Here is a 15624-nt window from a genome sequence, read left to right as displayed (position 1 = left end):
TGCTTTAAGTTTTTTGTAACGGCTGTACAGGAACTTTGTCTTAACAAATTAAAATACAGTTATTATGAAAACAAGAATGAATTTAGGAGTTGTAGCGCCCGATGCTTACAAAGCTATGTTTGGGTTGGAAAAATACATTAACGGTAGTGAGCTTACTCAGGCTCATAAACACCTTATCAAGATAAGAGCTTCACAAATAAACGGCTGTGCATTTTGTATTAATATGCATACCGAAGAAGCGAGGAAAGACGGGGAAACCGAAAAACGTATTTATGCACTTAATGCATGGTGGGATACTAACTACTTTACTCCTGAAGAAAGAGCGCTGCTTGCCCTTACCGAAGAGGTTACAAACATTACAGGTCGTGTTAGTGATAGTACTTATGAAGATGCTGTTAACCTTTTAGGGGAGAAATATATTGCTGTAGCTATTATAGCAATAGTAGCTATTAACGGTTGGAACCGTATGTCTATCTCAACGCACTTAATGCCGGAATAATTTTATTATAAAGCTAAAAAAGTAGTTTCAGTTTGTCATTTTGAGCGTAACGAAGTGAAGTCGAAAAATCTCAATGTTTTATAATAAGGGATTTCTCCTTCCGTCGAAATGACACATATCCTGAAACTACTTTTTATTTTTTACGGTAAGCTTCATCAGCTTGCGGTTGTGTATGGTAAAATCTTTAGAAAGATATAGTTTCTGGGCTATGGTGTTGTGACCTTCCACTTCAAGGTAAATCACGTTTATGGCAAGGTCAAGTGCCTGTTCGTGTATAAAGTCTACTGTTTGTTTGCCTATGCTTTTACCACGCCCTGCGGGTGCTATGTATAGTTCGTCCAGAAATGCAATGCGACCTTTGTATTCAAAACTGAAAATAAAGGTGAGAATTACATACCCCACAACCTCATCATTATTCAAAATAAGCCAGCTTCTGCCCAGTTCTTCATTGTCTATAAACTCCTTTAGGAGTGATTTGGAAACAAAAGCATCTATAGGATAATTATCTATGGCATAAAAATCCTGCATCATGGCAACAGTACGGTCAATATCGGTAACCCTTACGGGTTTGAAGGTAACGGGCATTAGTTAGAAATGTTACTCATAATACGTTTTACCGCTCCGCGGTTCATGGAAACAAAAGTACCTGCAATATGGCCTTTTTCGTGTCTGTAGTCATCATCATATACGAGGGATGAAAGCGTTTCTTCCATCTCTGTTTTATCCTTCACGGCAATACATCCGCCCATGTGTGTCATGGCAATTGCCTCGGGAAACTTATTATGGTTAGGGCCTATCACTATAGGGATGCCAAAAGCGGCAGGTTCCAGTATATTGTGCAGTCCCGAAGTCCCGAATCCTCCACCTACATAAGCTAGGTCAGCATAGCTGTATACTTTGCTCAATATGCCTATGGTGTCAATAATAAAAACATCATATTCGGCAAGATTTTTACCTTCCTTTTCAGAGAACAGTACGGTTTTCTTAGTAATACTATTTTTAAGTTCCTGTATTTGCTCGGTTTTTATGTTGTGTGGAGCTATTATAAATTTAGTGTTATTTGACGAATTAATAAAATCTGTGAACATACTTTCGTCCTTAGGCCATGAACTCCCTGCTACCATAGTAATTTTGTTGTTTTTAAATTCCTGTATAAATGGTAGTGAATTGTCGCGTTCCAGTATTTCGCTAACCCTGTCAAAACGGGTGTCACCACTTATCATTACATTATGGAACCCTGCACCCTGCAGCAGCTCTTTAGAGCTGTTGTCCTGAACAAAAAAGCGGGTAAAGGTTTGCAGTGCTTTTCTGTAAAAACCGCCATACCATTTAAAGAAGACCTGGTCTTTGCGCATAAGTCCGGATATAAGATAAGTGGGCGTGTCGGCCTTTTTGAGTTCCTTAAGGTAGTTGGGCCAAAACTCATACTTAATAAAGAAAGCCATATCAGGATGTACCAGCGCCATGAACTTTTTGGCGTTAGCGGCAGTGTCCAGCGGAAGATAAACTACCACATTAGCAGCTTTAGTGTTTTTACGGATCTCATAACCCGACGGGGAGAAAAACGTAAGTACGATTTTATGGTTAGGGTACTGTTGTTTTATCTTTTCCATAACCGGCAACCCCTGTTCGTATTCGCCCAATGATGCCGAATGAAACCAAATGGTTTTATCCTGCGGGTTTATATTTTGTCGCAGTGTATTGAAAACAGTTTTCCTTCCGTCTGTAAAAAGCCTGATTTTGTGGCTAAAAAGTGCAACGATTTTTAATAGGAATCCGGCAAGTAGAGTAAGCAGGTTGTACAGAAAAAACATAACAGAAATATTGAGCTGCTAAATTAATACTTTATATTATTTTCATTGGCAGGCAGCCATTAAATTAGTAGTTTTGCTATGGCTTAAATTTAACAGGCAGATGAGAAAATTACAGATGGTTGACCTTAAGAGTCAATACGATAAAATCAAAGATACAGTAAATAATTCCATTCAGGAAGTTTTAGACAATACCGCATACATAAACGGACCTCAGGTACATGAGTTTCAAAAGAATTTAGAAGAATATCTTGGTGTAAAACACGTTATCCCGTGTGCAAACGGTACCGATGCTTTACAAATTGCCATGATGGGCCTTGGGCTTAAACCGGGTGATGAGGTTATAACTGCCGATTTTACTTTTGCCGCTACGGTAGAAGTAATCGCTTTATTACAGCTAACACCGGTATTGGTAGATGTGGAACCGGATACTTTTAATATTTCTATAGAAGGAATTCGCAATGCAATTACCCCAAGAACAAAGGCTATCGTTCCTGTACATCTTTTTGGTCAGGCAGCTAATATGGAGGCTATTATGGCAATTGCCAAAGAACACAATCTTTATGTAATTGAAGATAACGCACAGGCTATAGGGGCAAGCTATAAATATGCCGACGGATCTAAAAAGAAAGTAGGGGCTATAAGTGATGTGGCTTCCACTTCTTTCTTTCCTTCTAAAAACCTGGGTTGCTATGGTGACGGTGGTGCTATTTTTACCAATAACGACGAACTGGCACATGTTATAAGAGGTATCGTAAATCACGGTATGTATGAGCGTTACCACCATGATGTGGTGGGGGTGAACTCAAGGCTGGATAGTGTACAGGCTGCTGTTCTTAACGCTAAGCTTCCGTTACTGGACTCATACAATGAAGCAAGACAGGCTGCTGCCGATAAATACAATGCAGCTTTTGCAGGCCATGCTAATATTGTTACTCCTGTTACAAAAGGAGATAAAGACAGCCATGTATTCCACCAGTATACTTTAAGGATACTTAACGGACAAAGAGATACTTTAATGAAGCACCTTCAGGAAAAAGGAATTCCTTGTGCTATTTATTATCCTATACCGCTACACAGGCAAAAGGCATATCTTGACGAAAGGTATAATGAGGCCGATTTTACCGTGACCAATCAACTGGTTGATGAGGTAATGTCACTACCTATGCATACTGAGCTTGATGACGAGCAAATTCAATTTATAACTGATACGGTATTGGAATTCCTTACTTAATGAATCAGCAAAAAAAGAAAAATAAGATAGCAGCCTTTGTGGCTGTTTTTATGGGGAGTTTTGTTGCAGTTTTGGTAGCCAATATGTTTAGGGATAATCCTGAAAAGAAACTTGCTGACATGGTAACCGAAATTAATAAGGAGTGCCCGGTTAAGGTAGACAGGATAACTATGCTGGATAGTACGGTTTTTGAAAAAGATCCGCTTAGTATTGAATATTACTATACGCTGGATGTTGCTAATAATAAAGTCAATTTAAAAGAGGCCAAAAACAGACTTGAAGTTAATGCCCAAAAGGGACTTGATACTGACGATGGTATGGAAGCTTTTAGAAAGCATAATGTAGATCTTAACTACAATTACAGCGATAATGAGGGCAATAAACTGTTTGATTTTTCGATAAAGCATAAATAACCAATCAATATAAAATGAAAATACTTGTAACGGGGGGCTTAGGTTTTATAGGTTCGCATACTGTTGTAGAGTTGCAAAACGAGGGTTTTGATGTGGTAGTTATAGACGACCTTTCGAACTCATCGTTAGATGTGCTTAACGGTATAGAGTCCATAACCGGGAAAAAGCCGGAGTTTGAAAAAATAGACCTGCGTGAAAAACAGGCAGTAAAAGACTTCTTTGTAAAATATCCGGATGTTACAGGTATAATCCATTTTGCAGCTTCAAAAGCTGTTGGTGAGAGTGTGGAAAATCCGTTACTGTATTATGAAAATAATATAGGTTCGCTGGTATATCTTTTACAGGAACTGCAAAAGAAACAGGAATTTAATTTTATTTTCAGTTCGTCATGTACTGTTTACGGGCAGGCAGAAAAAATGCCTATTACCGAGGGAGCACCTATACAGGGAGCACTGTCGCCTTATGGTAATACCAAGCAAATAGGTGAGGAGATTATTAAGGATGTGGCTAAAGTAAGCGGAATCAACTCTGTGTTGTTACGTTATTTTAATCCGGTTGGGGCACACCCGTCTGTAAATATAGGAGAACTCCCGCTTGGGGTTCCTTTAAACCTTGTGCCGTTTATTACACAAACAGCTATAGGTATAAGGGAACAGCTTTCGGTTTTTGGTAATGACTACCCAACCACCGATGGTACCTGTGTACGCGATTATATACATGTGGTAGATTTGGCAAAGGCTCACGTGTTAGCTTTGCAACGCCTTATTGATAAAAAGAATGCCGAAAAGGTTGAGGTGTTTAACCTGGGTACGGGTAAAGGAAACTCGGTGCTTGAAGTTATTAATGCCTTTGAGAGAGTAAGCGGACAAAAACTTAATTACAAAATAGTAGATCGCAGGGCGGGTGATGTAGCTGAAGCCTATGCTGATACTGCAAAAGCAAATAATGTTTTAGGCTGGAAGGCAGAGCTCTCACTCGATGATGCGCTGGCATCGGCCTGGAAATGGGAACAGAAAGTAAGGGGTAAATAACCCCTTATTTTTTATATCTGTATTCTCCACAAAAGGTCAAAACTTATAGTATGTTGGTAAAGTAGTTCTGTTTGCGGGTATATACTAATAAAAGTAGGGTTATATACAAAGCCTATGTTAAAACGCTTACCTACTCTGTAATAGGTGTTGAAAGATAAGCCAATGCCATGCCCTTTTACACTTTTATCTTTTTGATTATAATTATCGTCTCCAAAATCGTGATCATATCTGTAAAAAGAGTAACTGAGACCATAACCTAAACTGAAACGGTTTAACTGATAATTATCGGTAAGAGTAGAGTAGAGAGATACTAAGGTCTCTACTTCTCCATCATTAATTAAAGGTACAGGGAATGGAATAGGGAAACTAACAATACCACCTGCATTTAACTTTACATACTTATTTTTCTTATAAAAATATTCAGCACCAAGAGTAAGTCCAAAAAAGCCTGCTCCTTTTTTTATACCTTCACTTTCAGGCTGAAGAAGAAAAATATTAGCATAAGGGATAGATATGTTAATATTAAAACTATTTTCTTCGTAAGCAGTATGTTTTTTTCGTGAAGATATTATACGTTTCGCTTCAGGAAGTGTGTCGTAAATATTCAGAAATAGTTCGTCGCCATAGTAATATCCTTTTTTGGTAAGTATATCCACCAGGAGAGCTTCAGGATAAAAACCAAAAAATATAATATTGTCTAAACTAGTTTTTGACATTATTTTAGATTTTACTGTGTAATCTCTTGCTATGGTATCGTAAGTAAGGGTAACCTGTAATGGTTTGTTGCTCCTTTTTACCTCAACTTCTGTAGGTAGTTTATAAACGCTGTCATACACTTTTACAGATGCATTTTTTGCGTTAGTACTTACCCTTAACGGATAGGTTCTGGAATTGGTAATAGTAGCACATGAGGTAAGGCATAGCAGTAATACAGCTATCAGTAGCTTTTTCATAGAAGGTGTTTACCAATAAGATTAGCTGTAGTAAAAAAGGTTGCGTATAAGTGTGTTATGCCTGTGTTATTATCGCCATTTGTTACCTCTTTCCGGTTTAGGCTCAAACTGTGCTGATAATGATCGTACTCTTGATTTTAAAAGTGTTTTTCGCCCTTCGGGTGTTCTTACATATACCAGTTCGCATTCGCCTACATACTCGGTCCAGAGTTCTTCAAAATTTTGTGCCAGCTTTTTATTTCGTCCTATTATTTCAGGTACGGCATGGTAATCCTTTTGTACAATTAGTCCTTTTTTACTTTTTCTGATTATTATATAACGCGGATTATCAATAGGAGCAAGTATCTCCATAAGCGATTCTGTAAAAACCGATTTTTCAAAAGATGTACCTCCCATTAAATAGCAAAACATGTCACCGTCTTTTCCTATATCGGTTATTACTCTGGCTCTGTTACTCGGTGTATGTATACAACCTGCATCAATAAGACTTTTAAGAATAGTTTGACCTATTTGTTGTATATCCTTTGTTATATCACGATAGGTAATGTAAACCTTAAATGTCTTATACGCCTGCCTGCCTAGTGTTACAAATCCAACGCCCACAAACAGGGAGAGAAATACGTAAAAATCGGTCCAGGTTTTGATGTTTTTGGCCGTTCGTCCAAGAGCTTCAAATGATGTTGTGAGGTATAATAGTATCCCCGAAAAGAGTTGTGCTATTAAATAACCTATAGTTCTGTTAAAGTAGAGGTTTTTTAACTGAGGTATGGTCTTCTCTTTATGTTCCTGAGGTAGAGTGTAGGGTATTGTTATTTCATCTACCAGACTTACTCCTTTATCAATCGCGTCATGCCAGCGTTTTTTTAATAAATCTCTTTTTAAGGCATACGAGAACATCTCCTTATTTTTGGCATCTATAACGTTTCCTTTGTAAATGTTTTTTGGGATATTAAGCCGGGCTATGCCGTTTTCTATTCCTTCGTTGTCTTTAAAAGATATGCCTACAAATCCCCTAAAGCGTCTTTGAAGCATTTGAAGGTCGTTACCACCATTCTGTTCTGTTGGGTCTATGCATACCAGGTGCCATATATTACCTGTTTTATCGGTATTCCCTTTTTGTGCCCGTATAGCCCTTCCTCTCATTTGGTTTGAGAGTACAAACGAACCTACAAAACTCGCCAGTATGAGTGAGTTGATACAGGGTGCATCCCAGCCTTCACCCAGTAAAGATTTTGTTCCGGTTAAGATTTCAATATTACCTTCCTCAAATATTTGGGTTATTATGGTAACAATGTTGTGTTTAAGCTGTTCGTTTGGCGTTATTAAAAGATAATTATCGTCAAAAGGAACAGGGGTACAGCTTACCTCTTTAAGGTTGTATTTTTCGGTTTTCTCCTTAAAGGAAGTATAAGCTGTTTTAGGAATAATTATTAATGAGCCTGTAAGTACCCCCAACTTTATATTATCAGGATTATCTCTTCTCAGTTTTTCAAAAACGGGCATTACACCAATTTTATCCAGCTTTTTATCATTAAGTTCCCCCGATGTATAAAATTCCTTACGGATGAAATCAGAAAGGATAACCATTCTTAGGTCATTCTTTAGGTTGCCAAATTCCAGATTGGCTATTTTTTTTATACCATCCAGTTTACTGATGCTTGAAGTAAGGCTGGCAGAAGCTTTTCTGTCAAGCTCAAAGCTTATGGTTTTTTTCTGGGTTACACCATAATGCTTGAGCATTTTTAACATTGACTCCTTATGCTCTTCATATTTTCCAAAAAGTTCTTTTTCTTTAAATAAATAGAACTGTAGTAGGGATATGAGTCGGTCATTATCAAGTTCGGGTATATTAACGGTGTTATCACCCACTACCTCAAAATGATAAGGATCTATTGTTTTGCCAATACTGTTGAAAAATATAAGGATGTTTATGTAAATCTCAAAGTTGTCGTAAATCCATTCAATATTATCCTGAGGGTTGGCATAGGCAGGCAGACTTTCCAGGGCTGTTACAAAAACAGCATCTTCCCTAATTGCAGATATAGCCTGCTGTACTTTATCTCTGAATTTTTTAATGCTCTCCTGTTCTGTTTGCGAGGGTAACGTAAAATATATATAATCCTGATGTGGGCATAGGTCGTTTTCCTTTACCAACTCGGGTACTGTTATTTCGGTATCTACCGGTCCGTTCAGTTCGGTATAGCGTTCCCATTCTGCAGGTGTAACATCATAGGGAGGTGTAGCAGTAAGGGCTACTATTACAGGATCCAGTTGTTTTTTTATTTTGGTAAGGGTATCCCACCATTCGTTTTTCAGGTGGTGAGCTTCGTCAATAATAATGGTTTTTACATTTTGAGCCTGTAACCCTTTAACTATTTTAGCAAGGTTTTCATTGGTGCTTTTTTCCTCTTTATAACCATTTTCCTCTTCTTCGGCAATATCTTCTTCCTTTTCCTGTCTGTTATTACAGGCAGCATGCATACCCTGATAGGTACTTATGGTAAGGAATTTAGGGTTTTTTATATCGCGTGAAATCCAGTCGGGCACAATATCTGTGTCAAGAAATAACTCGCAAAAACGTGAAATCCACTGGTTTCTTATTGATATGGTTGGGGCAAGTACAAGGGTAGGGCGGTTAAGCCTTTTCATTACTTCCAGTCCCAGTATGGTTTTACCCGACCCCGGAGGCGCAATTACATGCAGGTGCCTGTTGTATAAATGGTCTTCCAGTTCATGGAGTACCCTTTCCTGATATTTTCGCCAAGGATATTTGAATTTGGTGTGAAGCGGAAATTCGTTCAAAGTATGGTGTGTATTTTCGGGTTTGTTAATAGGATGGCAATATATAAAAAATAAAAATCCCTTTCGTTACTGCGAAAGGGATGATAGATTTAAAAAAAGGGGATTATTTGTCTTTCAGTTCCTCGTGTATTTCTTTTTTTATCTGATGAAGTTTTTCTTTAAGCTCATCTGATATTTCCTGATGTGTTTTATGGATGCGCCTAAGCTTAAAAGCAAGGAATATATTGTAAATACCAATGGAAAGCACGGCGGCACCTGTCCAGAAAACTAAGGTCATTCCGGCGAAAATAGGATTCCATAGCATAACAAAGGAGAAAATAAGACCAAGTATACCCAAAAGTAAAAGCCCGTTGTAATTTGATGAGTCATAATTTTGAAGGTCTATAGCGGTACTTATAGCCATAAACGAACGGAAAAGTACTATGAAACCTATGTAAAATGGCAGTGTAGCCATTGATATTTCAGGCTTTACTGTCATAATAATACCCAGCAGTAGGCTTATTACGCCCGATGCCAGTATCCAGCCCCAGTTGTCTACTTCTTTACGGTTAAAGGAAGCAAACATAATTTCTGAAAGTCCGCTGAAGATAAACGATAGGCTGAAAAACAACGCCAGTGTTATAAATGATTTTAGGGGTGTGGCAAATACATAAAGCCCCAGTGCTGCAAATAAAACTCCGATAATTAAAAAGATGTACCAATACTTAATGGCATTGTTTACGGTTTTTAAAAATGTTTTCATGTGGTTGGTTGTATATAATAATGCCTACTCTGTAAAGTTTTCGGCTTCTCTTTTAAAAAACATTTCTAAATAGCGGTAAATGGGGCAGTTGAGTACTATAAATATACAAAAACCCCCGCTATGAGTAATAACGGGGGCTTTAAAAAGTAGAAATTTTTATTAAGCTGAAGCAGTCTCAGCCTCTTTATTTATTTTCTTAACAAGACCCTGTAACACGTTACCGGGACCAACCTCTGTAAACAGTGTAGCACCATCGGCAATCATGTTTTGTACGCTTTGTGTCCATTTTACCGGAGCGGTAAGCTGGATGATAAGGTTTTGTTTAATCTCATCCGGGTTAGTTACTGCACTTGCAGGTACATTTTGGTATACCGGGCATACCGGTGCAGCAAATTGTGTTTTCTCTATAGCAGCAGCAAGCTCTTCTCTTGCTGGCTCCATCATTGGAGAGTGGAAAGCACCACCTACAGGTAGTATAAGGGCTCTTTTTGCTCCGGCAGCTTTAAGCGCTTCACAAGCTCTTTCTACAGCAGTAGTCTCGCCCGAAATTACAAGCTGACCAGGGCAGTTGTAGTTTGCAGCAACAACAACACCTTCGGTTTGTTCGCAAATATCCTCAACAACTTTGTCTTCAAGGCCCAATACGGCAGCCATAGTACTTGGTGTTATCTCACATGCTTTTTGCATTGCCATAGCACGTTGGGAAACAAGTTTAAGTCCGTCTTCAAAAGTAAGTGCCCCTGCAGCTACAAGTGCCGAGAATTCACCTAATGAGTGACCTGCAACCATTTCCGGTTTGAAATCATCACCTAAGGTTTTTGCTAATATAACCGAGTGAAGGAATACAGCAGGCTGTGTAACCTTAGTTTCCTTAAGCTGCTCTGCAGTACCTTCAAACATAATATCTGTTATACGGAATCCAAGTATATCGTTAGCTTTTTCAAATAGTTCCTTTGCAAGGGGAGAGTTTTCATAAAGTTCTTTACCCATTCCTGTAAACTGGGCACCCTGACCCGGAAATACATATGCTTTCATGTTGTTTCAGTTTTGTTTTGTTGCAACAAAAATATAACTTTTTCACAACTAAACTATATCATAAAAAAAACCGCCCCGGGGAAAGGGGCGGCGAACGCTAACCAAACGTCTATGAAGTGCCTTACAAAACTATAAGACAAAATAGGCATTCTTCTCGGGCTGCATGTGGTTTAGCTTAGGGCTCTCAAACATATCGTCCTCGGCATTGTACTCGTCCCTGTACTCGTGTACCATTTGCAGCAGGTTTTTTTCGATATTATTAGATATGGATATCATGGGGGTATCTGTAGCTCTGTTTTCAAACGGATCCTGTAAGTGTATGGCCATCTTTTCAATAAGGAAGAATGCAGCACCAATAGTAGTTACCAGTGGTATTTGCAGCCACCCAAGGAAATCGGTAAGGCCAAATGGTAGCAGGGTTAGGAATAGCAGTAGCGTAAATCGTATATACATACTGTATGTAGTAGGGAATACCGTGTTTTTAATACGCTCACATTTACCCATACTGTCACACAGCCTGCTAAGGGTATTGTCAATCTCTACCTGTTGGTATACATTAATCCTGTCCTGATTATTGCCCTTTTTAAGCTCCTTTGCGTGCAATAGCAAAAGTGCATTGGGCACATGTTTGTGCTTTTTTACAAAATTGTACTCCTCCTCGGTAAGTAATGATTTTATAGGTCGTAATGGGTCTTTCCCTCTAAGTGACATGCCAAGGCTGTAACACCATGCCGCCTGCCTTTTTGCAAAACGTTCTTTAAAATCGCTTGCCTCTACAGAGAAGTCGGGGTCTTTGTAAAAACCTATAACCTGCCTTATAAGTGTGCGGGAATCGTTTACAATAGCGCCCCAAACAATACGGGCTTCCCACCAGCGGTCGTAAGCCTGATTGGATTTAAAGGCAAGGAGTAACGATATAATAGTACCTATAATGGTAGGTACAGCAATAGGAATATCTATAGATAAGGCATGGTAGTAATGATGTACTAACTCAAACCCTATGGTGTATAAAAGTACCAGTACAAGCTCAACTTTAATCTTGCCCAGTACATATTTCATTGGTATCTTTTTCTTTAATAGCATAGCGGTAGTGTTTGATAATTCGGGATTAGGTTACCATTTCTGCATGTACAGAGAGTAGGGGTAATCCCAAATCTTGATTAACGGACTGTTCTTTTCTTCCGCTTTTCTTTGCGGTCCTTCGCGCTTCAATCAATATGTCTATATTGTTTTTTGAAATGGTCTCTGTTATATGCGGGACCATCTCATCTATACTTTCTTCAATTTTAGCCTGACTTACAATTTTAAATGAAAACTGCTCATTGATTAGTTTCTGTACTTCATGTATGCCAAGATCAACTTTAGAATATTCCAAATACATGGCCTTATTGAAATTGTATTCTTCACTCTCGTTCCCTAAATGAAGAATAGGGTATTTGCTGTTAAGCAGTAATTGTCGGCAGGTGGTGTGAAGACTGTTTTTTTCTTCTTTGTACGACCTGGTAAGTATAACCAAGTCTGTATCCAGGTGATCCATTAAGTTTTTTAATAATGGTGCCGACATGCCACACTGGTGATGTATTAAGAGCCTGCAATTACCTGTTTGGGTAACAATCTCCCTGCACTGGTTTAATAACGAATTTTGTGCAGGTGTGCAGGGAGGAGTTGTTTCCCTTAGGAATTGAGAAGCAGAATAAGTGTTTGGTATTTTTTGCAGCATCATTAAAACAATACTGCAATTGGTACCTGTAGTATACTTTACTGCTGTTTTTACCGCAGTTAGGATGTCATTTTCTACCGTAGTAGGAATCAGTATGTTTTTCATAATGCATAAATCTTTTCGGTTTACACATACAAAACAACAGCTCCTGTCTTAAAACGGATTTAAAACAATATTAGAATTTAATAAGATTTTATATTAGAATTTTTAATGTTGAGGTGTAGTAAATACAATGTTTACCACTGTTCCCTTACCGGATTCCGACTGGATTAAAAGTTCGCCGCCGTGCATACGTATGATTTTCATGGCTAAAGGAAGTCCTAAACCATAACCTACATATTTTGATGCAGCCTTTTTACCCCTAAAGAAAGGTTCGTAAAGATAAGGGATATCCTCAGGAGGGATACCAATACCAATATCGGTAATACTTATTTTAATATTTTCTTTATTGGCTGTGAGGGTTACAAAAACCTCTTCGTTATCAGAGTATTTTACTCCGTTTGTAATAATATTACCTATAGCCAGTTCCAGTAAAGGCCTGTTGCAGGGCAGCATTAAAAGCGAATCGTCTTCGGGTAAATTATTAAGGTTTATTGTTACCCTGTTATTGGGGTAAATTTTATCAAGATCACATTTAACATCCATTAAAACTTCATCTATACGGGCAATATCCTGTACCTGCTTTTTGCCGTCATATCCGGTTTGGGTTAGTTTTAATAGACTCTCGGTAAGGTTACCCAGGCGTGAGGCCTGTTTATTAATGTTTTCTAATGAAGTAACATATTCTCCTGTTTCCCTTTCTTTTAAAAGGGCAATCTCGGTTTCGGCTATAATGGTGGTTATAGGAGTTTTTAATTCGTGTGAAGCGTTGTTTATAAAGTTAGCCTGAATTTCAAATGAAGTTTCCAGCCTGTCCAGCATATCGTTAAAGGTACGGGTAAGGTCAGCCAGCTCGTCAGACTCCTCTGTTTCCGGGAGGCGATTGTGTAAATTAGAAGCGCTAATGCGTTTTACCTCTTTGGTTATTCGGGAAACCGGATTAATAAACCGGGTAGCTAAAAAGCGCCCAAGGAAGTAGGCTATTATTATAAAGGCCAGCCCGCCGAAAATTAATATACGGCTAATGTATATCAAACTGGTATTGCCACGCCTGTCGCGGGCAGTAACAATTACCATATAGCGTTGCCCTGATTCCTTAAAAATTTGTGCATAATAGTACTGGTGTTCACTGTTTACAGTCCAGCTGGATCCGTTTTTCATTACGTCGGCATAAAATTCCGAAGGTAAATCCAGTTTAGTATTGTATTCAAAAGTATCTTCACCGTTTACCTTAAGCACAAAATCATCTTCATTAATAAGCTCCTCAAGTCCGTTTTTTTTAAGGTTCTTGTAATACTCGGCCTTCATAGGGTCGTGCTGGTAATGTATGGAAGCTACAATTTTAGCCCTGTCCTGTAGTCTTTTTAAAAAGTAGTACTGATTATTTTGCTTAAAAAGAAAGAACACAAGCAGGCACAATGCCAGCGTGCTCACCCCCGAAAGGACAATATAGGTAATGGTAATTTTCTTTTTAATTTGCATAATCAGGGTTTTAAAATGTAGCCCAGTCCTTTAATGGTATGTATAAGCTTAACCGTATAAGGCCTGTCTATTTTCTTTCTCAGGTAGTTAATGTATACATCAACCACGTTGGTATTCATATCAAAGTTAATGTTCCATACATTGTCCAATATCTTTTCGCGTGAAAGCGTAATACCGGTATTCTTGGCAAGGTAATACAGTAACTTAAATTCTTTTGCTGTAAGTGTAATGAGATTACCGTTGCGTTTAACGGTTTTTGCCCTGCGGTCTATTTCCAGGTCGGCAATGGTAATAACCTCTGCAGGTTTCTGGTCCTGTCCGGCTCTTCGTGCCAGTGCATTGATACGTGCCTCAAGCTCGCTAAACTTAAATGGTTTAGACATGTAATCATCGGCACCCGCATTGAGGCCGGTAACAATATTCTCACTGCTGTTTAAGGCGGTTAGCATAAGTATAGGTACAAAATTGCCTGAAGCCCTTAGCCTGCGGCAAATTTCTATGCCGTTAATATCGGGTAACATTACATCCAGTACTACCACGTCAAACCTGTTATTGTTAATCATATCCAATGCAGTAGTACCGTCGAGTGCAGCACTCACGTCGTAGTTTTTTTCCGAAAGTCCTTTACGGATAATGGATAGGAGTTGAGGTTCGTCTTCTACTACTAGCAGTTTCATATATAATTAACAGGGCGTTTTTACAAAAGTAAGAATTGAATTCTTAATTATTTGCAAATTACAACAAGCAGTAAATTTTTATGAAATTCACAGTAACGGGGCTTATGCCTGCCTTTATACCGAAATATAGCCCTAAAAATGTAGTGTTTTGAGTATTTCTTCTACCTGTAATTAAACAAAACAAAATAGTAATTATGAGAAAATCAATAGGAGCAATATTCGTATTGCTCATAGTTTTTTTGATTTTTAGTGACCTAAGAAATGCGATAGTATTACCATGTAGTTTGATACTGATGTGGAAAATGTGATAAATGTTTCGACTTTTAATAACCTCAAACAGGGAGTTATTTAATTCGGTTTTTGTCATTTTGATGATAGGAAAAATCTCTTAGCAGTTGAGATTCTTCACTCCACTCTGTTACGTTCAGAATGACATTTTAGACAGCCATATTATTAATACTGATTAATGATGATGTCAAAATAATCAGTACTGTAAATGTTTTCTACAGTATAAAAGAACTTTTTTCGTTCTTCATTCTCTGTAGGGAGTTTTATGAGTTGTAAGTCTTTTTCTAGTATATGCCAAATGAGTTCGGTACAGTAAAAAGATTCGGCATCATCAATAGTACCTGAGTTGTCAAATGGAATTTGCAATTCGCAATAATGTTGTGCCTGCAATGCTATGTTGTGTCCTGTGGTAACGGTAGAGTTTTTAGTTCTGGTAACTATAATTTTTTGAGGTGTGCTGTAGGATAAAAAGGTTTCAAGAGGCTGTGCCTGTACACCGTCAATATCCGATACGTCTGACGATAGGGAATGTACAACATAAAGCCGATTGTCTTTTTTTACAATAATACCGCAATGGGTAATATCAAAAGAGCCATGGTTGAGGTTTTGTGCTATAAAATCACTAAAATGTCCAAATCCTTTACGCAGTATAAAATCTCCTTCTTTAATTAAAGATACCTCATGGTCACTAAGGCGTGAAGTGTTTTCGTATAGTTTGACCAATTCGTTTTCTGCCTTTTTATCAAAAAAGAAAACTGATTTATAAACGATAAAGGCAAAAATAAAAAGCATTACCAGTCCTGTAAAAAGTTTCAGGGTCCGGTAATGCTTTATTAAA

Annotated in this window: 15 protein-coding genes; 4 read left to right on the top strand and 11 right to left on the bottom strand. The window is 38.1% G+C overall.

Annotation, left to right across the window (positions count from 1 at the left end; all coding sequences use genetic code 11):
* The first annotated feature begins 64 nt into the window (after positions 1-64).
* The gene (locus Q763_RS13140; protein WP_035135066.1) at positions 65-499 is read left to right on the top strand and encodes a carboxymuconolactone decarboxylase family protein; all 435 of its coding nucleotides are present in this window, start codon (positions 65-67) and stop codon (positions 497-499) included.
* Positions 500-625: 126 nt separating this feature from the next.
* Here the strand turns inward: Q763_RS13140 and Q763_RS13135 are convergent, their stop codons facing one another.
* The gene (locus Q763_RS13135; RefSeq protein ID WP_035135064.1) at positions 626-1084 is read right to left on the bottom strand and encodes a GNAT family N-acetyltransferase; all 459 of its coding nucleotides are present in this window, start codon (positions 1082-1084) and stop codon (positions 626-628) included.
* Complete coding sequence (locus tag Q763_RS13130; protein WP_035135062.1) at positions 1084-2313, bottom strand: 3-deoxy-D-manno-octulosonic acid transferase; 1230 nt, start codon at positions 2311-2313, stop codon at positions 1084-1086. Before Q763_RS13130 ends, Q763_RS13135 begins: the two co-directional genes overlap by 1 nt.
* A 100-nt stretch (positions 2314-2413) precedes the next feature.
* Between Q763_RS13130 and Q763_RS13125 the strand changes: the two genes are divergently transcribed.
* The 3 genes from Q763_RS13125 to galE are packed head-to-tail and all read left to right on the top strand — an operon-like array spanning position 2414 to position 4988.
* Complete coding sequence (locus Q763_RS13125) at positions 2414-3544, top strand: DegT/DnrJ/EryC1/StrS family aminotransferase (protein ID WP_035135060.1); 1131 nt, start codon at positions 2414-2416, stop codon at positions 3542-3544.
* A complete protein-coding gene (locus Q763_RS13120) occupies positions 3544-3957 on the top strand; it encodes a hypothetical protein (RefSeq protein WP_035135058.1) in 414 nt (137 codons plus the stop codon). Before Q763_RS13125 ends, Q763_RS13120 begins: the two co-directional genes overlap by 1 nt.
* A 14-nt stretch (positions 3958-3971) precedes the next feature.
* Complete coding sequence (gene galE, locus Q763_RS13115) at positions 3972-4988, top strand: UDP-glucose 4-epimerase GalE (protein ID WP_035135055.1); 1017 nt, start codon at positions 3972-3974, stop codon at positions 4986-4988.
* A gap of 11 nt (positions 4989-4999) precedes the next feature.
* Here the strand turns inward: galE and Q763_RS13110 are convergent, their stop codons facing one another.
* The 9 genes from Q763_RS13110 to Q763_RS13070 all read right to left on the bottom strand — a co-directional run bounded on the left by Q763_RS13110 (position 5000) and on the right by Q763_RS13070 (position 15578).
* Entirely contained in the window at positions 5000-5941 is a 942-nt protein-coding gene (locus Q763_RS13110) for a hypothetical protein (RefSeq protein WP_035135054.1), read from the bottom strand.
* A 69-nt stretch (positions 5942-6010) separates the two neighbouring features.
* Positions 6011-8743: a DEAD/DEAH box helicase family protein gene (locus tag Q763_RS13105; protein WP_035135053.1), complete on the bottom strand. Its 2733-nt coding sequence runs from the start codon at positions 8741-8743 to the stop codon at positions 6011-6013.
* 103 nt (positions 8744-8846) lie between these two features.
* Complete coding sequence (locus Q763_RS13100) at positions 8847-9485, bottom strand: HdeD family acid-resistance protein (RefSeq protein ID WP_035135052.1); 639 nt, start codon at positions 9483-9485, stop codon at positions 8847-8849.
* A 159-nt stretch (positions 9486-9644) separates the two neighbouring features.
* Positions 9645-10520: an ACP S-malonyltransferase gene (gene fabD / locus Q763_RS13095; protein ID WP_035135050.1), complete on the bottom strand. Its 876-nt coding sequence runs from the start codon at positions 10518-10520 to the stop codon at positions 9645-9647.
* 129 nt (positions 10521-10649) lie between these two features.
* Positions 10650-11603 carry a bestrophin family protein gene (locus tag Q763_RS13090; protein ID WP_035135048.1) on the bottom strand — a complete coding sequence of 318 codons (954 nt, stop codon included), beginning with the start codon at positions 11601-11603 and terminating at the stop codon, positions 10650-10652.
* 25 nt (positions 11604-11628) lie between these two features.
* Positions 11629-12345 carry a hypothetical protein gene (locus tag Q763_RS13085; protein ID WP_035135046.1) on the bottom strand — a complete coding sequence of 239 codons (717 nt, stop codon included), beginning with the start codon at positions 12343-12345 and terminating at the stop codon, positions 11629-11631.
* Positions 12346-12447: 102 nt separating this feature from the next.
* A complete protein-coding gene (locus Q763_RS13080; protein ID WP_157499435.1) occupies positions 12448-13821 on the bottom strand; it encodes a sensor histidine kinase in 1374 nt (457 codons plus the stop codon).
* Between the two features lie 2 nt (positions 13822-13823).
* On the bottom strand, positions 13824-14498 hold the full coding sequence (locus tag Q763_RS13075; RefSeq protein WP_035135044.1) for a response regulator transcription factor: 675 nt from the start codon (positions 14496-14498) through the stop codon (positions 13824-13826).
* Positions 14499-14951: 453 nt separating this feature from the next.
* Positions 14952-15578, bottom strand: coding sequence for a YiiX/YebB-like N1pC/P60 family cysteine hydrolase (locus Q763_RS13070; protein ID WP_052123441.1), 627 nt, complete (start codon positions 15576-15578; stop codon positions 14952-14954).
* Between the last annotated feature and the right edge of the window lie 46 nt (positions 15579-15624).

Source organism: Flavobacterium beibuense F44-8 (genome assembly GCF_000769915.1).
In the GTDB taxonomy this organism is placed as follows: Bacteria; Bacteroidota; Bacteroidia; order Flavobacteriales; family Flavobacteriaceae; genus Flavobacterium; species Flavobacterium beibuense.
This window is presented reverse-complemented; position numbering and strand designations above follow the sequence as displayed.